This window comes from Streptomyces sp. NPDC059255 (assembly GCF_042752355.1).
In the GTDB taxonomy this organism is placed as follows: domain Bacteria; phylum Actinomycetota; class Actinomycetes; order Streptomycetales; family Streptomycetaceae; genus Streptomyces.
In genome coordinates, this window is the sequence record NZ_JBHYZP010000018.1 from 14,490 (window position 1) to 27,827 (window position 13,338).

11 protein-coding genes and 1 pseudogene are annotated in these 13,338 nt (G+C 73.7%); 2 read left to right on the top strand and 10 right to left on the bottom strand.

Annotation, left to right across the window (positions count from 1 at the left end; all coding sequences use genetic code 11):
- Positions 1–661 precede the first annotated feature (661 nt).
- The 8 genes and pseudogenes from ACFXKG_RS21385 to infC form a co-directional block, all read right to left on the bottom strand.
- Positions 662–1,654, bottom strand: a pseudogene (locus tag ACFXKG_RS21385) (PP2C family protein-serine/threonine phosphatase); the annotation flags it as partial.
- Between the two features lie 375 nt (positions 1,655–2,029).
- Positions 2,030–4,558 carry a phenylalanine--tRNA ligase subunit beta gene (gene pheT / locus ACFXKG_RS21390; RefSeq protein WP_384841202.1) on the bottom strand — a complete coding sequence of 843 codons (2,529 nt, stop codon included), beginning with the start codon at positions 4,556–4,558 and terminating at the stop codon, positions 2,030–2,032.
- On the bottom strand, positions 4,558–5,685 hold the full coding sequence (pheS, locus tag ACFXKG_RS21395) for a phenylalanine--tRNA ligase subunit alpha (RefSeq protein ID WP_384841205.1): 1,128 nt from the start codon (positions 5,683–5,685) through the stop codon (positions 4,558–4,560). The genes pheT and pheS overlap by 1 nt, the downstream gene beginning before the upstream one ends.
- A 163-nt stretch (positions 5,686–5,848) precedes the next feature.
- Entirely contained in the window at positions 5,849–6,979 is a 1,131-nt protein-coding gene (locus tag ACFXKG_RS21400; RefSeq protein WP_384841208.1) for an ATP-binding protein, read from the bottom strand.
- An 83-nt stretch (positions 6,980–7,062) separates the two neighbouring features.
- Positions 7,063–7,902, bottom strand: a complete 840-nt coding sequence (locus ACFXKG_RS21405; protein ID WP_384841211.1) for a TrmH family RNA methyltransferase — start codon at positions 7,900–7,902, stop codon at positions 7,063–7,065.
- A 265-nt stretch (positions 7,903–8,167) separates the two neighbouring features.
- Entirely contained in the window at positions 8,168–8,554 is a 387-nt protein-coding gene (gene rplT / locus ACFXKG_RS21410; protein WP_249951119.1) for a 50S ribosomal protein L20, read from the bottom strand.
- A gap of 102 nt (positions 8,555–8,656) precedes the next feature.
- Complete coding sequence (rpmI, locus tag ACFXKG_RS21415) at positions 8,657–8,851, bottom strand: 50S ribosomal protein L35 (protein WP_003947156.1); 195 nt, start codon at positions 8,849–8,851, stop codon at positions 8,657–8,659.
- 129 nt (positions 8,852–8,980) lie between these two features.
- Positions 8,981–9,655, bottom strand: a complete 675-nt coding sequence (infC, locus tag ACFXKG_RS21420) for a translation initiation factor IF-3 (protein WP_384841216.1) — start codon at positions 9,653–9,655, stop codon at positions 8,981–8,983.
- Between the two features lie 366 nt (positions 9,656–10,021).
- On the opposite strand from infC, the gene ACFXKG_RS21425 reads away from it, so the two are divergent.
- A complete protein-coding gene (locus ACFXKG_RS21425) occupies positions 10,022–10,402 on the top strand; it encodes a DUF1844 domain-containing protein (RefSeq protein WP_384841219.1) in 381 nt (126 codons plus the stop codon).
- A gap of 22 nt (positions 10,403–10,424) precedes the next feature.
- Here ACFXKG_RS21425 and ACFXKG_RS21430 read toward each other — a convergent pair whose 3' ends face one another.
- On the bottom strand, positions 10,425–11,240 hold the full coding sequence (locus ACFXKG_RS21430) for an SseB family protein (RefSeq protein ID WP_384841222.1): 816 nt from the start codon (positions 11,238–11,240) through the stop codon (positions 10,425–10,427).
- A 41-nt stretch (positions 11,241–11,281) separates the two neighbouring features.
- On the opposite strand from ACFXKG_RS21430, the gene ACFXKG_RS21435 reads away from it, so the two are divergent.
- Entirely contained in the window at positions 11,282–11,959 is a 678-nt protein-coding gene (locus ACFXKG_RS21435) for a serine hydrolase (protein ID WP_384841225.1), read from the top strand.
- A gap of 91 nt (positions 11,960–12,050) precedes the next feature.
- On the opposite strand, the gene mycP is transcribed toward ACFXKG_RS21435, so the two are convergent.
- Complete coding sequence (mycP, locus tag ACFXKG_RS21440; protein WP_384841547.1) at positions 12,051–13,280, bottom strand: type VII secretion-associated serine protease mycosin; 1,230 nt, start codon at positions 13,278–13,280, stop codon at positions 12,051–12,053.
- Positions 13,281–13,338 lie beyond the last annotated feature (58 nt).

Consider the following 13,338-nt stretch of genomic DNA (forward strand, 5'->3'; position numbering starts at 1 on the left):
CCGCCCGCCGCAAGGGGACGGACGGTGTCACTTCGGACGTGCTCGTCTCGGGTGGAACGGGAAACGCACGGGGTGTGAACGGAGTGCCCGGACTCGCGCCGTGTGCGCACTGCCGCCGGGCGGGCGGGGCCTGTTGACTGGTTCTCCTCATCAAGGAGGCGGCCGGGTCGCCGGCTCCCCCTCGTAAGTGCGGCGGCCCGCAACCGTGTCGTCCGTCCCGCACCTGCCCGACACTCCGCGGCGGGGCGGACGACGCGGCCACCGCGCCGATGGTTCCCTCAGGCCTCGGACGTGGTGCTCCTGGGTGGGAGACGAGTCCGGTGACGGACGACAGCGGTCACAGCACCGGAGTCTAGGGACGGGAAGGAGCGGGACGGGTACGGTGCAGCGCCGGTTCGCCGGACTGCGCCGGCACCCGTGTGCGCTCGTCCCGTACGGAACGACAGCCCGGCGGCGCCTGGCCGTTGACCGGTGGCGGTTCCGGCGGCCGAGGCGTCTCGTCCGGGCCGGGGAGCCGGTCCGGATCCGCGAGGCTGCCCTGATCCACGAATCCGTCCTGATCCGCGAGGCCGCCCGGCCCCGCCCGGTCCGCCCCGGAGCGGTCGGCGCCCCGCCGACCGGAATCGGCGGACCCGGACTCGCGGGGGCCGCCCCCGGACCGGTCGGCCGGTGGGTCGTCGGCGGGTCCCGACCGCCCTCCGGCCGCCGCGCACGCGGTGCCGTCCACCCGGTCGTTGCGCAGCACCAGCAGCGCCATGTCGTCGGTGATCCGTCCGCCGGTGTGCCGCAGCAGCGCCGTGTGCACCTGCCCTACCACCGCGGCGGGCGACAGCACGGTGGCCGAAGCCACCTCCGCCAGCGCCTCCCTGAGACCGAAGAAGCGCCCCCGCGCGTCCCGGGCGTCCTCCGCGCCGTCGGTGTGCAGGAACAGCGCCTCGCCCGGCAGCAGGCGTCCGCAGCGGTACGGGGTGAGCTCCGCCGGCAGCGGAAAGGCGCCCAGCGGCGGCAGCGGCTCCCCGCAGGCGAGCGGCTCCGCCCCGGTCCCGAGCCGATAGGGCCAGGGATGGCCGCAGTTGAGGGCGCGTACCTCCGCGTCGGGCCCGATCTCCAGCAGCAGAACGGTGACGAACTCCTCCGCGACGTCGTCCGCCTCCGCCTCCGCCATCCGCTGGGCGGCCCGGCACGCCTCGGCGACCTCGGCCGCGTCCGCGGCGTCCGCCGCCCCGTTCCTCGCGGCCGCGTCGGCGAGCACGGCGACCCGGAGCGCCGCGGCGTGGTCGGGTTCTCGGAGGGCCTGCTCCCGCTCCCGCAGATGCCGCTGGTGCGCCCGGTCGAGCCTGCGCAGGACACCGTCGAGCCCGCTCTCGTCGTGGGCGGCCTCGCGGAAGCTGCCGAGCACCGCCGCCACCGTGCCGATGGCGGGCAGCCCGTGGCCGCGCACGTCGCCGATGACCACGCGCACCCCGTGGGTGGTCGCCATCACCTCGTACAGGTCGCCGCCCACGTCCGCGCCGCGCGACGCGGAGAGCTGACGGGCGTGGAGCGCCAATCCGTCGAGCCGGGACGGCAGCGGCCGCAGCAGGACCTCCTGCGCGGCGCGCGCCACGGCGCGCACCTGGAGGATCTCGCGCGCCGCGCGGCGCCGTACCCGCATGACGAGATACGCCATCAGCAGGGTGAAGGCCACACACGTCACGATGCGCGGCAGGAGCGTGTCGCGCTCCGAGGGCGGACGCGTCAGCTCCCAGGTGATCACCAGCGCGAGCACGCCACCGGGAATCGCGCACTCCACGAATCCCCAGGAGGCTGTCTCCTCGGGTGTCTGCTCTTCTGCACTGGTCCGATTCATACGTCGGCCCCCCTCGGCCGTCCGGCCACTCAGCCGTTGGGCGTACGTCGACCGTCGCGGCCGGATCGATTGTGTCGATCACTCGCCGCCGATGGCGCGACCCGCCGAGGGTTCTCACTCAAATGAGTGAGGGGCGCGTCCGGGAGCCCCGGACGCGCCCCTCAGGGCGTGGTCAGACGGTCACGCGCCCCGCAGGACCGCCCCGGTCCGCTCGGCGGCGAGCGCGACGGCCGCGTCACGGGCCGCCGTGGCCTCCTCGACCGTCAGCGTGCGGTCGGTGGCACGGAAGCGCAGGGCGTACGCGAGGGACTTGTTCCCCGCGCCGACCTGTTCGCCGGAGAAGACGTCGAACAGCCGCAGGGACTCCAGGAGTTCGCCCGCGCCCTCGTGCAGCGCGCGCTCCACGTCCCCGGCCGGCACGTCGTCCGCGACGACCAGCGCCACGTCCTGGGTGGCCACCGGGTAGGTGGAGATGCGCGGCGCCTGGAGGGCGCCGGTGCCGGCCCGCTCCAGCAGGTCCAGGTCGATCTCCATGGCGCTGGTGCGCTCCGGCAGCCCGAGCGCCTTGACGACGCGCGGGTGCAGCTCACCCGCGTGCCCGACGAGTGTCTCCGTGCCGTCCACCGTCGCGAGGAGCGCGGCGCAGCGGCCGGGGTGCCACGGCTCGTGGCGGTCGGCCCGTACGGACAGCTCGACGCCGGCCTCACGGGCGACGGTGCGGGCCGCCTCGACGGCGTCCGCCCAGTTCGCCCGGGTGCCCTTGCCCCACCAGCCGGCCTGCTCGCGCGCACCGGACAGGACGACCGCGGCGTGGCGCGGCTGGCGCGGCAGCGTGGCGTCGAGGGCGGCGATCTCCTCGTCGGTGGGCCGCCGGTCGACGGGCAGCCGGACCGGTACGGTCTCCTCGCCGGTCGGCCGGAAGACCAGCCCGGTCTCGAAGAGCGCGAGGTCGTGCGAGCCGCGGCCGTCGTTGCGGCGCAGCGCGGTGAGGAGGCCGGGCAGCAGCGTGGTGCGCAGCGCGGGCTCCTCGTCGGAGAGCGGGTTGACGAGGGTGACCGTACGGCGCCGGTCGTCGTCGGCGGGGAGGCCGAACGCGTCGAGGACCGCCGGGCCGGTGAACGGGTAGTTCAGCGCCTCGACGTAGCCCGCCCCGGCCAGGGCGCGGCCGACGCGGCGGTGCAGCCGCTGCCGCTCGGTGAGCCCGCGGCCGGACGGCGGGGTCGGCAGTGTGGAGGGCAGGTTCTCGTACCCCTCCAGCCGGATGACCTCCTCGGCGAGGTCGTTGGGCGCGCCGAGGTCGGGACGCCAGGACGGGACGGTGACGATCAGCTCGTCCTGCCCGTACACGTCGCAGCCGATCTGCTGGAGGCGCCGTACGACGGTCTCCCGGCCGTAGCCGACGCCCGCGACGCGGTCGGGGTGGTCGGCGGGCATGGTGATGGTGTGGGGCGCGGAGGGCGCGATGACCTCGGTGACCCCGGCCTCGGCGGAGCCGCCCGCGAGGAGCACCAGCAGGTCGACGGTGCGCTGCGCCGCGGCGGCGGTGGCCGCCGGGTCGACGCCGCGCTCGAAGCGCTTGGACGCCTCGGAGGGCAGCTTGTGGCGGCGCGCGGTACGGGCGATGGTGATCGCGTCGAAGTGCGCGGCCTCGATGACGACCTCGGTCGTGCCGTGCACGGCGCCGGTCTCGGCGTCGGTGACGACATCGGCGATCTCCGTGTGGGCGCCGCCCATCACGCCCGCGAGGCCGATCGGCCCGCGGTCGTCGGTGATGACGAGGTCCTGGGCGTCGAGGACGCGCTGGACGCCGTCGAGGGTGGTGATCTTCTCGCCGGCCTCGGCGCGGCGGACGCCGATCGCGCCGTCGAGCCGGGTCCGGTCGTAGGCGTGCAGCGGCTGGCCGAGCTCCAGCATCACGTAGTTGGTGATGTCGACGGCGAGCGAAATGGGGCGCATCCCGGCCTTCTGGAGGCGGCGGCGCAGCCAGATCGGCGAGCGGGCCTCGGGGTCGAGCCCGGTGACCGTACGCGCGGTGAAGCGGTCGCAGCCCATCGGGTCGGCGATCTTCACGGGGTGGCCGTACGCGTTCGGCGCGGGGACGTCGAGGAGCGCCGGGTCGCGCAGCGGCAGGCCGTACGCGATGGCGGTCTCGCGGGCGACGCCGCGCAGCGAGAGGCAGTAGCCGCGGTCGGGGGTGACGGCGATGTCCAGAACCTCGTCCACCAGCTCCAGGAGCGCGATGGCGTCGGTGCCGGGCTCGAACTCGGGCGGCAGCACGATGATGCCGCCGGAGCCGTCATCGCCCATGCCCAGCTCGTCGCCGGAGCAGATCATGCCGTGCGAGGTCCTGCCGTACGTCTTGCGCGCGGCGATCGCGAAGTCGCCCGGGAGGACGGCGCCGGGCAGCACGACGACGACCTTGTCGCCGACGGCGAAGTTGCGGGCGCCGCAGACGATCTCCTGCGGCTCACCGGTGCCGTTGGCGGTGCCGACGTCGACGGTGCAGAAGCGGATGGGCTTCTTGAAGCCCTCCAGCTCCTCGATGGTGAGGACCTTGCCGACGACGAGGGGGCCCTTGAGGCCGGCGCCGAGCTGCTCGACGGTCTCGACCTCCAGACCGGCGGCGACGAGCTGGGCCTGTACGTCACGGCCGGTCTCCGTCGCCGGCAGGTCGACGTACTCCCGCAGCCAGGAAAGCGGGACGCGCATCAGATCTCCATCCCGAACGGCCGGGTGAACCGGACGTCACCCTCGACCATGTCTCGCATGTCTTCGACGTTGTGGCGGAACATCAGCATCCGTTCGATGCCGAACCCGAAGGCGAATCCGCTGTACTTCTCGGGGTCGACGCCGCAGGCGGTGAGCACCTTCGGGTTGACCATGCCGCAGCCGCCCAGCTCGATCCAGCCCTCGCTGCCGCAGGTGCGGCAGGGCCGGTCGGGGTTGCCGACGGAGGCGCCGCGGCAGACGTAGCAGACCATGTCCATCTCGGCGGACGGCTCGGTGAACGGGAAGAAGTTCGGGCGGAGCCGGGTCTTCATGTCCGGGCCGAAGAGCGCCTGGACCATGTGGTCCAGGGTGCCCTTGAGGTCGGCCATGGTCAGGCCCTCGTCGACGGCGAGCAGCTCGATCTGGTGGAAGACCGGGGTGTGCGTGGCGTCCAGCTCGTCGGTGCGGTAGACCCGCCCGGGGCAGACGACGTAGACGGGCGGCTCGCGGTCGATCAGGGTGCGGGCCTGGACCGGTGAGGTGTGCGTGCGGAGCACCACGCCGGACTCGTCGCCCGTGGTGCCCTCGGGGCCGGAGACGAAGAAGGTGTCCTGCATCTGGCGCGCCGGGTGGTCGGGCACGAAGTTGAGGGCGTCGAAGTTGAACCACTCGGCCTCGGCCTCGGGCCCCTCGGCGACCTCGTACCCCATGGCCACGAAGACGTCGGCGACCCGCTCCATGAAGGTGGTGAGCGGGTGGCGGGCGCCGGCCGGGGTGCGGTCGTACGGCAGTGTGACGTCCACCGCCTCCTCGACCAGCACCCGGGCGTCGCGCTCGGCCTCCAGCTCGGTCTGCCGGGCGGCGAGGGCCCGGCCGACGGCGGCGCGGGCCTGGCCCACGCGCTTGCCCGCCTCGGCCTTGGCCTGCGGGGGCAGCGCGCCGATCTCCCGGTTGGCGAGGGAGAGCGGCGAGGTGGACCCGGTGTGGGCGGTCTTCGCGTGGGCGAGCGCGTCGAGGTCACCGGCGGCGGCGAAGGCGGCGAGCGCCTCGTCCTTGATCCGCTCGATGCGCTTCGGTTTCAGTGCCTCGACCTCGACCGGGTCGTACGACTTGTTGGGTGCGGACATCTCTTCCCGTACTTCCGATTGGCTTGGCGAAACGACCCTGCTCGACGACTCTGCTCGTTCACCGAGGGTGTGAAGGTGCCAAAAGCCGAGTCTAAGGGGTCGTACGAAGATGGCTCCGCCCGCGGGCGGCCCGGGCCGGTTCCCCGGATCGGTCGGGAGACCGTCAGGAGAGGTAGGCCGGAGCGCCGACGGGCAGGACGAACCGGAACTGCGCGCCGCCGCCGGGGCCGCGGCCGACGGTGATCGTGCCGCCGTGCGCCTCGACGATGCCCTTGACGATGTAGAGGCCCAGCCCCGTCCCGCCGCGCTTGCTGCCCCGCCAGAAGCGGGTGAAGACGCGCTGCATCGACTCCTCGGGGATGCCGGGTCCTTCGTCGCACACGGTGACGGCCGTTCCCTTCTCACTCTCCGCCGCGTGTTCGATACGCGCGGGCGCCACCACAATGGTGACGGTTCCCTCGCCGTGGCGCACCGCGTTTTCCAGCAGGTTGCCGAGGACCTGGTCGATCTTGTCGGGGTCCGCCCACAGATCGGGCAGCGGCTGCTCTATCCGTACGAGGAACCGGTCCGGCGACTCTCCCGACGCGGTGTGCGACTGGACGTGCCGGCCGACGGCCGCGCCGATGTCGACGGGCTGGCGGCGCACCTCCAGCCGTCCGGAGTCGATCCGGGAGATGTCGAGCAGCTCGGCGATGAGCCGGGTGACCCGGTTGGCGTCGGCGTCGACGGTCTCCAGCATCAGCCGCTTCTGGTCGTCCGTGAACCGCTCCCACTTGGCGAGCAGGGTCGCCGTGAACCCCTTGACGGAGGTCAGCGGCGAGCGCAGCTCGTGGGCGACGGTGGCGATCAGCTCGGCGTGGCTCAGCTCGGTGCGGCGGCGGGCCTCCGTGCCCCGTACGCAGATCACCAGCTTGCGGACGGGGCCGGTGGGGTACGCGCGGACGTAGCGGGCGGAGACCAGGACCTCGCGGCCGCCAGGGAGCAGCAGGTTGCGCTCCGGCTGCCCGGTCCGGGTGGCGAGGCCGCCGTACGGGTCGGTCAGCGTCCACCAGCGGCGGCCCTTGAGGTCCTCCAGCGGCAGCGCGTGCTCCAGCGGGCTGCCGAGGGCGGCGGCGCGGTCGACGGCGGTGATCCGGGCGGCGGCGGCGTTGAAGCAGACGACGCGGCCGGTCTCGTCCGCGATGATCAGCCCGTCGGGGAGGTCGTCGGGGTCCAGCCCCGGTCCGGCCGGGCCGTCGGCAGCGGCGGGTAAGGCTCCCTGGACCCCTGCGGGTCGGCTCGCCCCGACGGTCATCCCCGCACCCCACCTCTTCCGGCTAGCTCAGTGGGTCCCCGAGCACGCCACCTTACTAGCTGACGGTGACCGGACGGACCCCCTCAGCGCATACCGCGGACGCGCTGGGCACGCGCTGAGGCATAGAGACATACGGCCGCGGCGGTCGCGAGGTTCAAGCTCTCGGCCTTTCCGTGGATCGGCACCCGCACCACGGCGTCCGCCAGGGCGCGGGTCTCCTCCGGCAGCCCCCACGCCTCGTTGCCGAAGATCCAGGCGGTGGGCCCGGCCATGGTGCCCGCGTCCAGTTCGTCGTCGAGGTCGTCCTCGCCCGCGCCGTCGGCCGCCAGGATGCGCACCCCGGCGCCCTGGAGGCCGCGTACGGCCTGCTCCACGGGGACGCCGACGGCGACGGGCAGATGGAAGAGCGAGCCGGCCGACGCGCGGACGGACTTCGGGTTGTACAGGTCGACGGAGGCGTCGGTGAGGACGACGGCGTCCGCCCCCGCGGCGTCCGCGCAGCGCAGCACCGTACCGGCGTTGCCGGGGTCGCGGACGTGGGCGAGGACGGCGACGAGCCGGGGGCCCGCGGCGAGGACGTCGGCGAACGGGGTGTCCAGGAAGCGGCAGACACCCAGCAGGCCCTGCGGGGTGACGGTCTGCGAGACCTCGGCGAGGACGGTGTCCGGCGCGAAGTGCACCCGGGCCCCGGTGGCGCGGGCCGCGTCGATGATGTCGCCGTACCGCTCGGCGGCCTCGGCGGTGGTGAACAGTTCGACGAGCGTGGGTTCGCCGTCGGCACCGCGGTGCGCCACCGCCTCGCGCACGGCCTGCGGCCCCTCGGCGATGAACCGGCGCTCCTTGCCCCGGAAGGCGCGCTTGGCGAGCCTGCGCGCGGCCGTGACACGGGGGGAACGCGGGGAGATCAGCTCGGGGGTGCCCATGGGCGGCGGCTCGCTTCTCGTCTGGCGGTACGGGCGGACTCGGTACGGGTCGGTCTCGGTGCGGGGCGGTTTCAGTACCGGGAAGTCCCGGTGCCTGGCGGTCTCCGTACGGGCGGTCCCGTCCCCCGGCGGCGGGCGGTCCGGTTCCGCGCGTTCCGGGGATCACTGCGCACGCCGGCGGGTGGTGCGGAAACACGCGGGACCCGCAGGCGGTGTGCCTGCGGGTCCGGCGGGAAGGGGCGCGGGCTGAAGAGCCGGCAGGCTCTTAGGCCGCGGCCTTCGGGGCGTTGACGTCGCTGGGGAGCGCCTTCTGGGCGACCTCGACGAGCGCGGCGAACGCGCCCGCGTCGTTGACGGCCAGCTCCGCGAGGATCTTGCGGTCCACCTCGACGTTGGCGGCCTTCAGACCCTGGATGAAGCGGTTGTAGGTGATGCCGTTGGCACGGGCAGCGGCGTTGATCCGCTGGATCCAGAGCTGACGGAAGTCGCCCTTGCGCTTCTTGCGGTCGTTGTAGTTGTAGACGAGGGAGTGGGTGACCTGCTCCTTCGCCTTCCGGTACAGACGCGAACGCTGGCCGCGGTAACCGCTGGCCGCTTCGAGGATTGCCCGGCGCTTCTTGTGGGCGTTGACCGCCCGCTTGACGCGTGCCACGTGTTGACTCCTTGTAGCGGGGCCGTGGTTGGACTCACACGGCCCGAAAACGAATAGGTCCCGGTCCTGTTGCCGCGCCCCCGGTCACGGGGGGCTGCGGCCTCACTTGCCGAGAAGCTTCTTGATCTTCTTGGCGTCGCCCGGGGCCATCTCGGCGTTGCCGGTGAGGCGACGCGTCAGCCTTGACGACTTGTGCTCGAGCAGGTGGCGCTTGCCGGCCCGCTCGCGCAGCACCTTGCCGGAGCCGGTGATCTTGAAGCGCTTGCTGGCACCGCTGTGCGACTTGTTCTTCGGCATAGCGCCGTTCTCTCCTCGTCAGTGGCGCTCCCAGCCGGTCCGCTTTCTCGACCGGCGCGCGGGAGCGTCAGATCTCTGGTGTGTGGTTCCGAGCGGAGCCGGGGGCCGCCTGGGTGGCGCCCCCACGGATCACACCTCGGAAGATGCCTCGACGGGGCTCTCGGCCGGAGCCTCGACGTTCCCGTCGGCCGACTCCTCGGGCGTGTGGCCCTGGCGCTCCGCCTTGCGGGCCGCCTGCGCCTCACGGGCCTCGGCCATGGCCTCGGTCTTCTTCTTGTGCGGACCGAGAACCATGATCATGTTCCGGCCGTCCTGCTTCGGGTTCGACTCGATGAAGCCGAGTTCCTCGACGTCGGAGGCGAGCCGCTGGAGCAGTCGGAAGCCCAGTTCCGGGCGGGACTGCTCGCGACCACGGAACATGATCGTGATCTTGACCTTGTCGCCCTGCTTGAGGAACCGGACGACGTGACCCTTCTTGGTGTCATAGTCGTGCGGGTCGATCTTCGGCCGGAGCTTCATCTCCTTGATGACCGTGTGCGCCTGGTTCTTGCGCGCCTCACGGGCCTTCATGGCCGACTCGTACTTGAACTTCCCGTAGTCCATGAGCTTGCACACGGGCGGACGGGCGTTCGCCGCGACCTCGACCAGGTCCAGGTCGTACTCCTGTGCAAGCTCCAGGGCCTTGGCGAGCGGGACGATGCCCACCTGCTCGCCACTGGGACCGACAAGTCGCACTTCGGGAACGCGAATCCGGTCGTTGATGCGGGGCTCGGCGCTGATGGATCCTCCTCGGTAGCACCACACGACTGTCTGGCAGACAGCCGCGTAACGTCTGTTTGTTTCAGACCAACCGCGGCGGCACAGCAAAAATGCCCCGGACGGCACACAGGCAGGAGCTCCTCGAATACCGGAGCACCGCCGCGCGACTGCCACGGGGCGCATCGGGCGGTTCCATCGTCCGTACGGAACGATGGGCACCGCCTGACCGGTGACCCGCCGCCCCTCAGGGGCAGCCAGGTGGGAGATCGGAGCCTCCACTTGTGGGCCGGGCACGCACGTGTCCGGCCGGTCGTTACACAAGGTTAGCATCCGCCGGGCCGGTGCGCGAACCCTGTGTATCCCCCCGCTCCGCCGGACGGGCGCCCTCCGCGTGGGCCTATCGTGTGGGGCATGAGCGACGCGACCTCCCCCCAGTCCACCCCGGCGGCCCCGGAATCACCCGGCTACGACGCCATGGCCCGCGACATCGCGGAAGTTCCCGCCGTCGAGGTGATCGTCACGGTCGCGGTGAACCTGATGAGCGCGGCGGCGGTGAAGCTCGGCCTGACCGACGAGGGCGACGAGCACAAGGACCTGGACGAGGCACGCAAGCTGGTCCACGCGCTGGCCGGACTGCTGGACGCGAGCACGACGGAGATCAGCTCGTTCCACGCGGCGCCGCTGCGTGACGGGCTGAAGTCGCTGCAGCTGGCCTTCCGCGAGGCCTCGGTCGTACCGGACGAGCCGGGCCAGGGCCCGGGCGAGAAGTACACGGGCCCGGTCTACGGCTGACCGGCGCCCCCGCCCCGCGCCGTCACGCGGGGCGCTCTCCGTAGCGGGGCGGCTGATCCCGTACGTACAGGGGCTCGCCCGGTGGGGTGGCCTCGGCCGGCAGCACCGCCAGGTCGAGTCCGCGCACCAGGCGGGCCCTCAGCACGTCGTCGTCCGCGAGGGCGCGCGCGACCCTGCGGGCCGCCTCCGCCGCGGGCGCGGCCGGGTCCAGCACCAGGGCGAGGGTGCCGTCCGCGCTGCCGGGGCCGAGATACGCCCGTACCACCGCGGGCTCGGCGGCGACCACCGAACGTACCGCCGCCGTCACGGCCGGGTCGTCGAGCGGACCGGTCCCCGTACGCCCCTCCGCGAGGGCGAGCAGGGCGGGCCCGGTGAGCTGGTACGGGACGGGGCCCGCGAGATCGAGGACCACGGTGTCCGCCCCCTCGTGCGCGGCGGCCTGGAGCGCCTGGTGCAGCGGTACGGCGACGGGCCTGGCCGCGGGGTCCCAGCGGGCCAGCGCCTCGACGGAGGTGAAGGCGGGCAGGGCGCGGCGGTCACCGGCCCGGAGCGTCGGCACGGCCATGTCGCTGGTCTTCTCCCGGCGCAGGCCCGCCCGTCGCGCACCACCACCCTTGTCCGACGCTACGCGGCCCCCCTCATCGGCTTCCTCGACCTCCTCGACCTCCCCCAGGACGGCGACGACGGGCACCAGCAGCCGGGAGGTGCGCAGCGCCGCCAGCACCGGCCCATGGGCCGCGCGGTCCTCGGCCCAGGCGGCGAGGGCCGCCGTCAGCGCGGGATCGGCGGTGCCGTCGTCGTCGGAGAAACCGGGGTCCGGAATGTTCTTGAGCGCCACGGGACGAGCCTAGAGGAGCGGGCGGGGCGTACGGTCCGGGGGTGAATCTTTCGGTCGCGGTGTACGACATGGTGGGCGGGCACGAGGCGGCGTACGGCCCGGAGCGCGCGTATGTCACCGCCAGTGTGGTGAAGGTCGCGGTGCTGGCCGCCCTGCTGCTGCGGGCGCGGGACACCGGCCGGTGGCTGGACGCGGGCGAGGAGCGGCTCGCCGAGGCCATGATCGGGCGCAGCGACAACGAGGCGGCGACGGCGCTGCGGACGGCCGCCGGGGGTGTGCCGGGGCTGGACGCGGCGCACGCGCGCCTCGGGATGGACCGGACCACCGCGGCCCCGGCATGGGGGCTGACGCGGACCACGGCGGGCGATCAGCTCACCCTCCTGAAGGCGGTCTTCGCCCCGGAGACCCGGCCGGAGGCCCCTCTGGACGCGCGGTCCCGCCGCTATGTGGCGGGCCTGATGGAGCGAGTGGTGGCGGGGCAGGACTGGGGCGTGTCGGCGGCGGGCGGCGCGGCGGCCCCGTCCGGTGTCGCTCTGAAGAACGGCTGGCTGCCGCGCACGGGGAGCGAACTGTGGGTCGTCCACTCCGTGGGGCGGGTGAGCGGCTGCCTGGTGGCGGTCCTGTCCGACGGCCACGCCTCGAAGGAGGCGGGCATCGCCCGGGTCGAGGAGGCCGCGGTCGGCGCGGTACGCCGGATCACGGCGCTCCGGCGCGGGTGAGGCGGAACACCGTACGGCGTGAGGCGACCTGGACTGAGCTGCCCTGGCCGTGGCGGCCCGGGCACCCCACCCGTGGCGGCGCCCGGGAACCCTAGCGCCGGCGTCCGATGCCGATGCGGCGGCCCGAGCCGCGCCACAGCAGCACCGCGCCCGCCAGCAGGACCGCGCCGGTCACGCCCGCGGCGGGGGCCAGCCAGGCGGCGGGGTCCGGGTTCTCGCGCGCGACGGCGGGGCCGCTGCCGAAGTACTGCTTGCCGAACCCGGCGGACCGGCTCCCGAGATCCGTACGGGCCAGCTTCGCGCCCGCGTCGAGGGCCGCGGCCGGGTCGATGAAGCCGTACCCCCGGGCGTCGTCACGGCCGCTCGTGGGGGCGTCGCGCGCGGTGTCCGCGACGAGCTTCTTGATCTGGGCGGGGGTGAGGTCGGGGTAGGCGGAGCGGATGAGCGCCACCGCGCCGGAGACGAACGCGGCGGCGGCGCTGGTGCCCCAGCCCTCGTAGTAGCGGCGGTCCGGGTCGGCGATGACGACGTCGACGCCGGGGGCGCTGACCGTGGCGTACCAGCGGCGGGTGGAGAAGGAGGCGTGCGTGCCGTACTCGTCGACGGCGGTCACGGCGATCACCCCGGGGTAGGCCGCCGGGTACGAGACGTGGTCGCCCTTCTCGCCGCCGTTGCCCGCCGAGGCGACGACGACCGCGCCCCGGGACAGGGCGTACTGGACGGCCGCGTCCTCGGCGGGTTCGGGATGGGCGGACTCGCTGTCGTCGCCGAGGGAGAGGTTGATGACGTCGGCGCCCTGGTCGGCGGCCCAGCGGATGCCCTCGGCGAGCGCGCCGCCCTTGGAGGCGCGTGCCTTCGCGCGGGCCGGGTCGCTGCCTTCGAGGATGACCCGGACGGGAAGGATCTTCGACTCGGGCGCGATGCCGAGCACGCCGTCCGCCCGGCCGGAGCCGTGGCCGCGTCCCGCGATGATCCCGGCCATGGCGGTGCCGTGCCTGGCCCAGGAGCGGTCGCCGCTGCGCGCGCCGAAGCCGATCAGGTCCTTGCCGGGCAGCACCTGCCCCGCGAGGTCCGGGTGGGTGCCGTCCACGCCGGTGTCCAGGACCGCGACGGTGACGCCCGTGCCCTGCGCGTGGCGCCAGGCCTCTTCGGTGTTCATCGCGTCCAGCGCCCACTGCTGCGCCCGGATCGCGTCGGCGTGCGCCGCGTTCGCGGGGAGGAGCAGCACGGACGCGGCGGTGAGGACGGCGGCGACGCGGTGACGGCGCCTCCGTCCCGGCGCGGCGGTCTTCCGTCTCGGCGCGGCGGTCTTCGACGTCATGGGGTCCGGGTTCTCCGCGTTCTCGTGGCCGGCGGCGGCCCCGTCGGGATCGGGGCGG

What these genes read in the sequence shown, in the direction of transcription:
- pheT (WP_384841202.1), bottom strand. Translation starts at nt 4,558, where the DNA reads ATGCGCGTCCCGCTTTCCTGGCTGCGGGAGTACGTCGACCTGCCGGCG.
- pheS (WP_384841205.1), bottom strand. Translation starts at nt 5,685, where the DNA reads ATGTCCGCACCCAACAAGTCGTACGACCCGGTCGAGGTCGAGGCACTG.
- ACFXKG_RS21400 (WP_384841208.1), bottom strand. Translation starts at nt 6,979, where the DNA reads ATGACCGTCGGGGCGAGCCGACCCGCAGGGGTCCAGGGAGCCTTACCC.
- ACFXKG_RS21405 (WP_384841211.1), bottom strand. Translation starts at nt 7,902, where the DNA reads ATGGGCACCCCCGAGCTGATCTCCCCGCGTTCCCCCCGTGTCACGGCC.
- rpmI (WP_003947156.1), bottom strand. Translation starts at nt 8,851, where the DNA reads ATGCCGAAGAACAAGTCGCACAGCGGTGCCAGCAAGCGCTTCAAGATC.
- ACFXKG_RS21425 (WP_384841219.1), top strand. Translation starts at nt 10,022, where the DNA reads ATGAGCGACGCGACCTCCCCCCAGTCCACCCCGGCGGCCCCGGAATCA.
- mycP (WP_384841547.1), bottom strand. Translation starts at nt 13,280, where the DNA reads ATGACGTCGAAGACCGCCGCGCCGAGACGGAAGACCGCCGCGCCGGGA.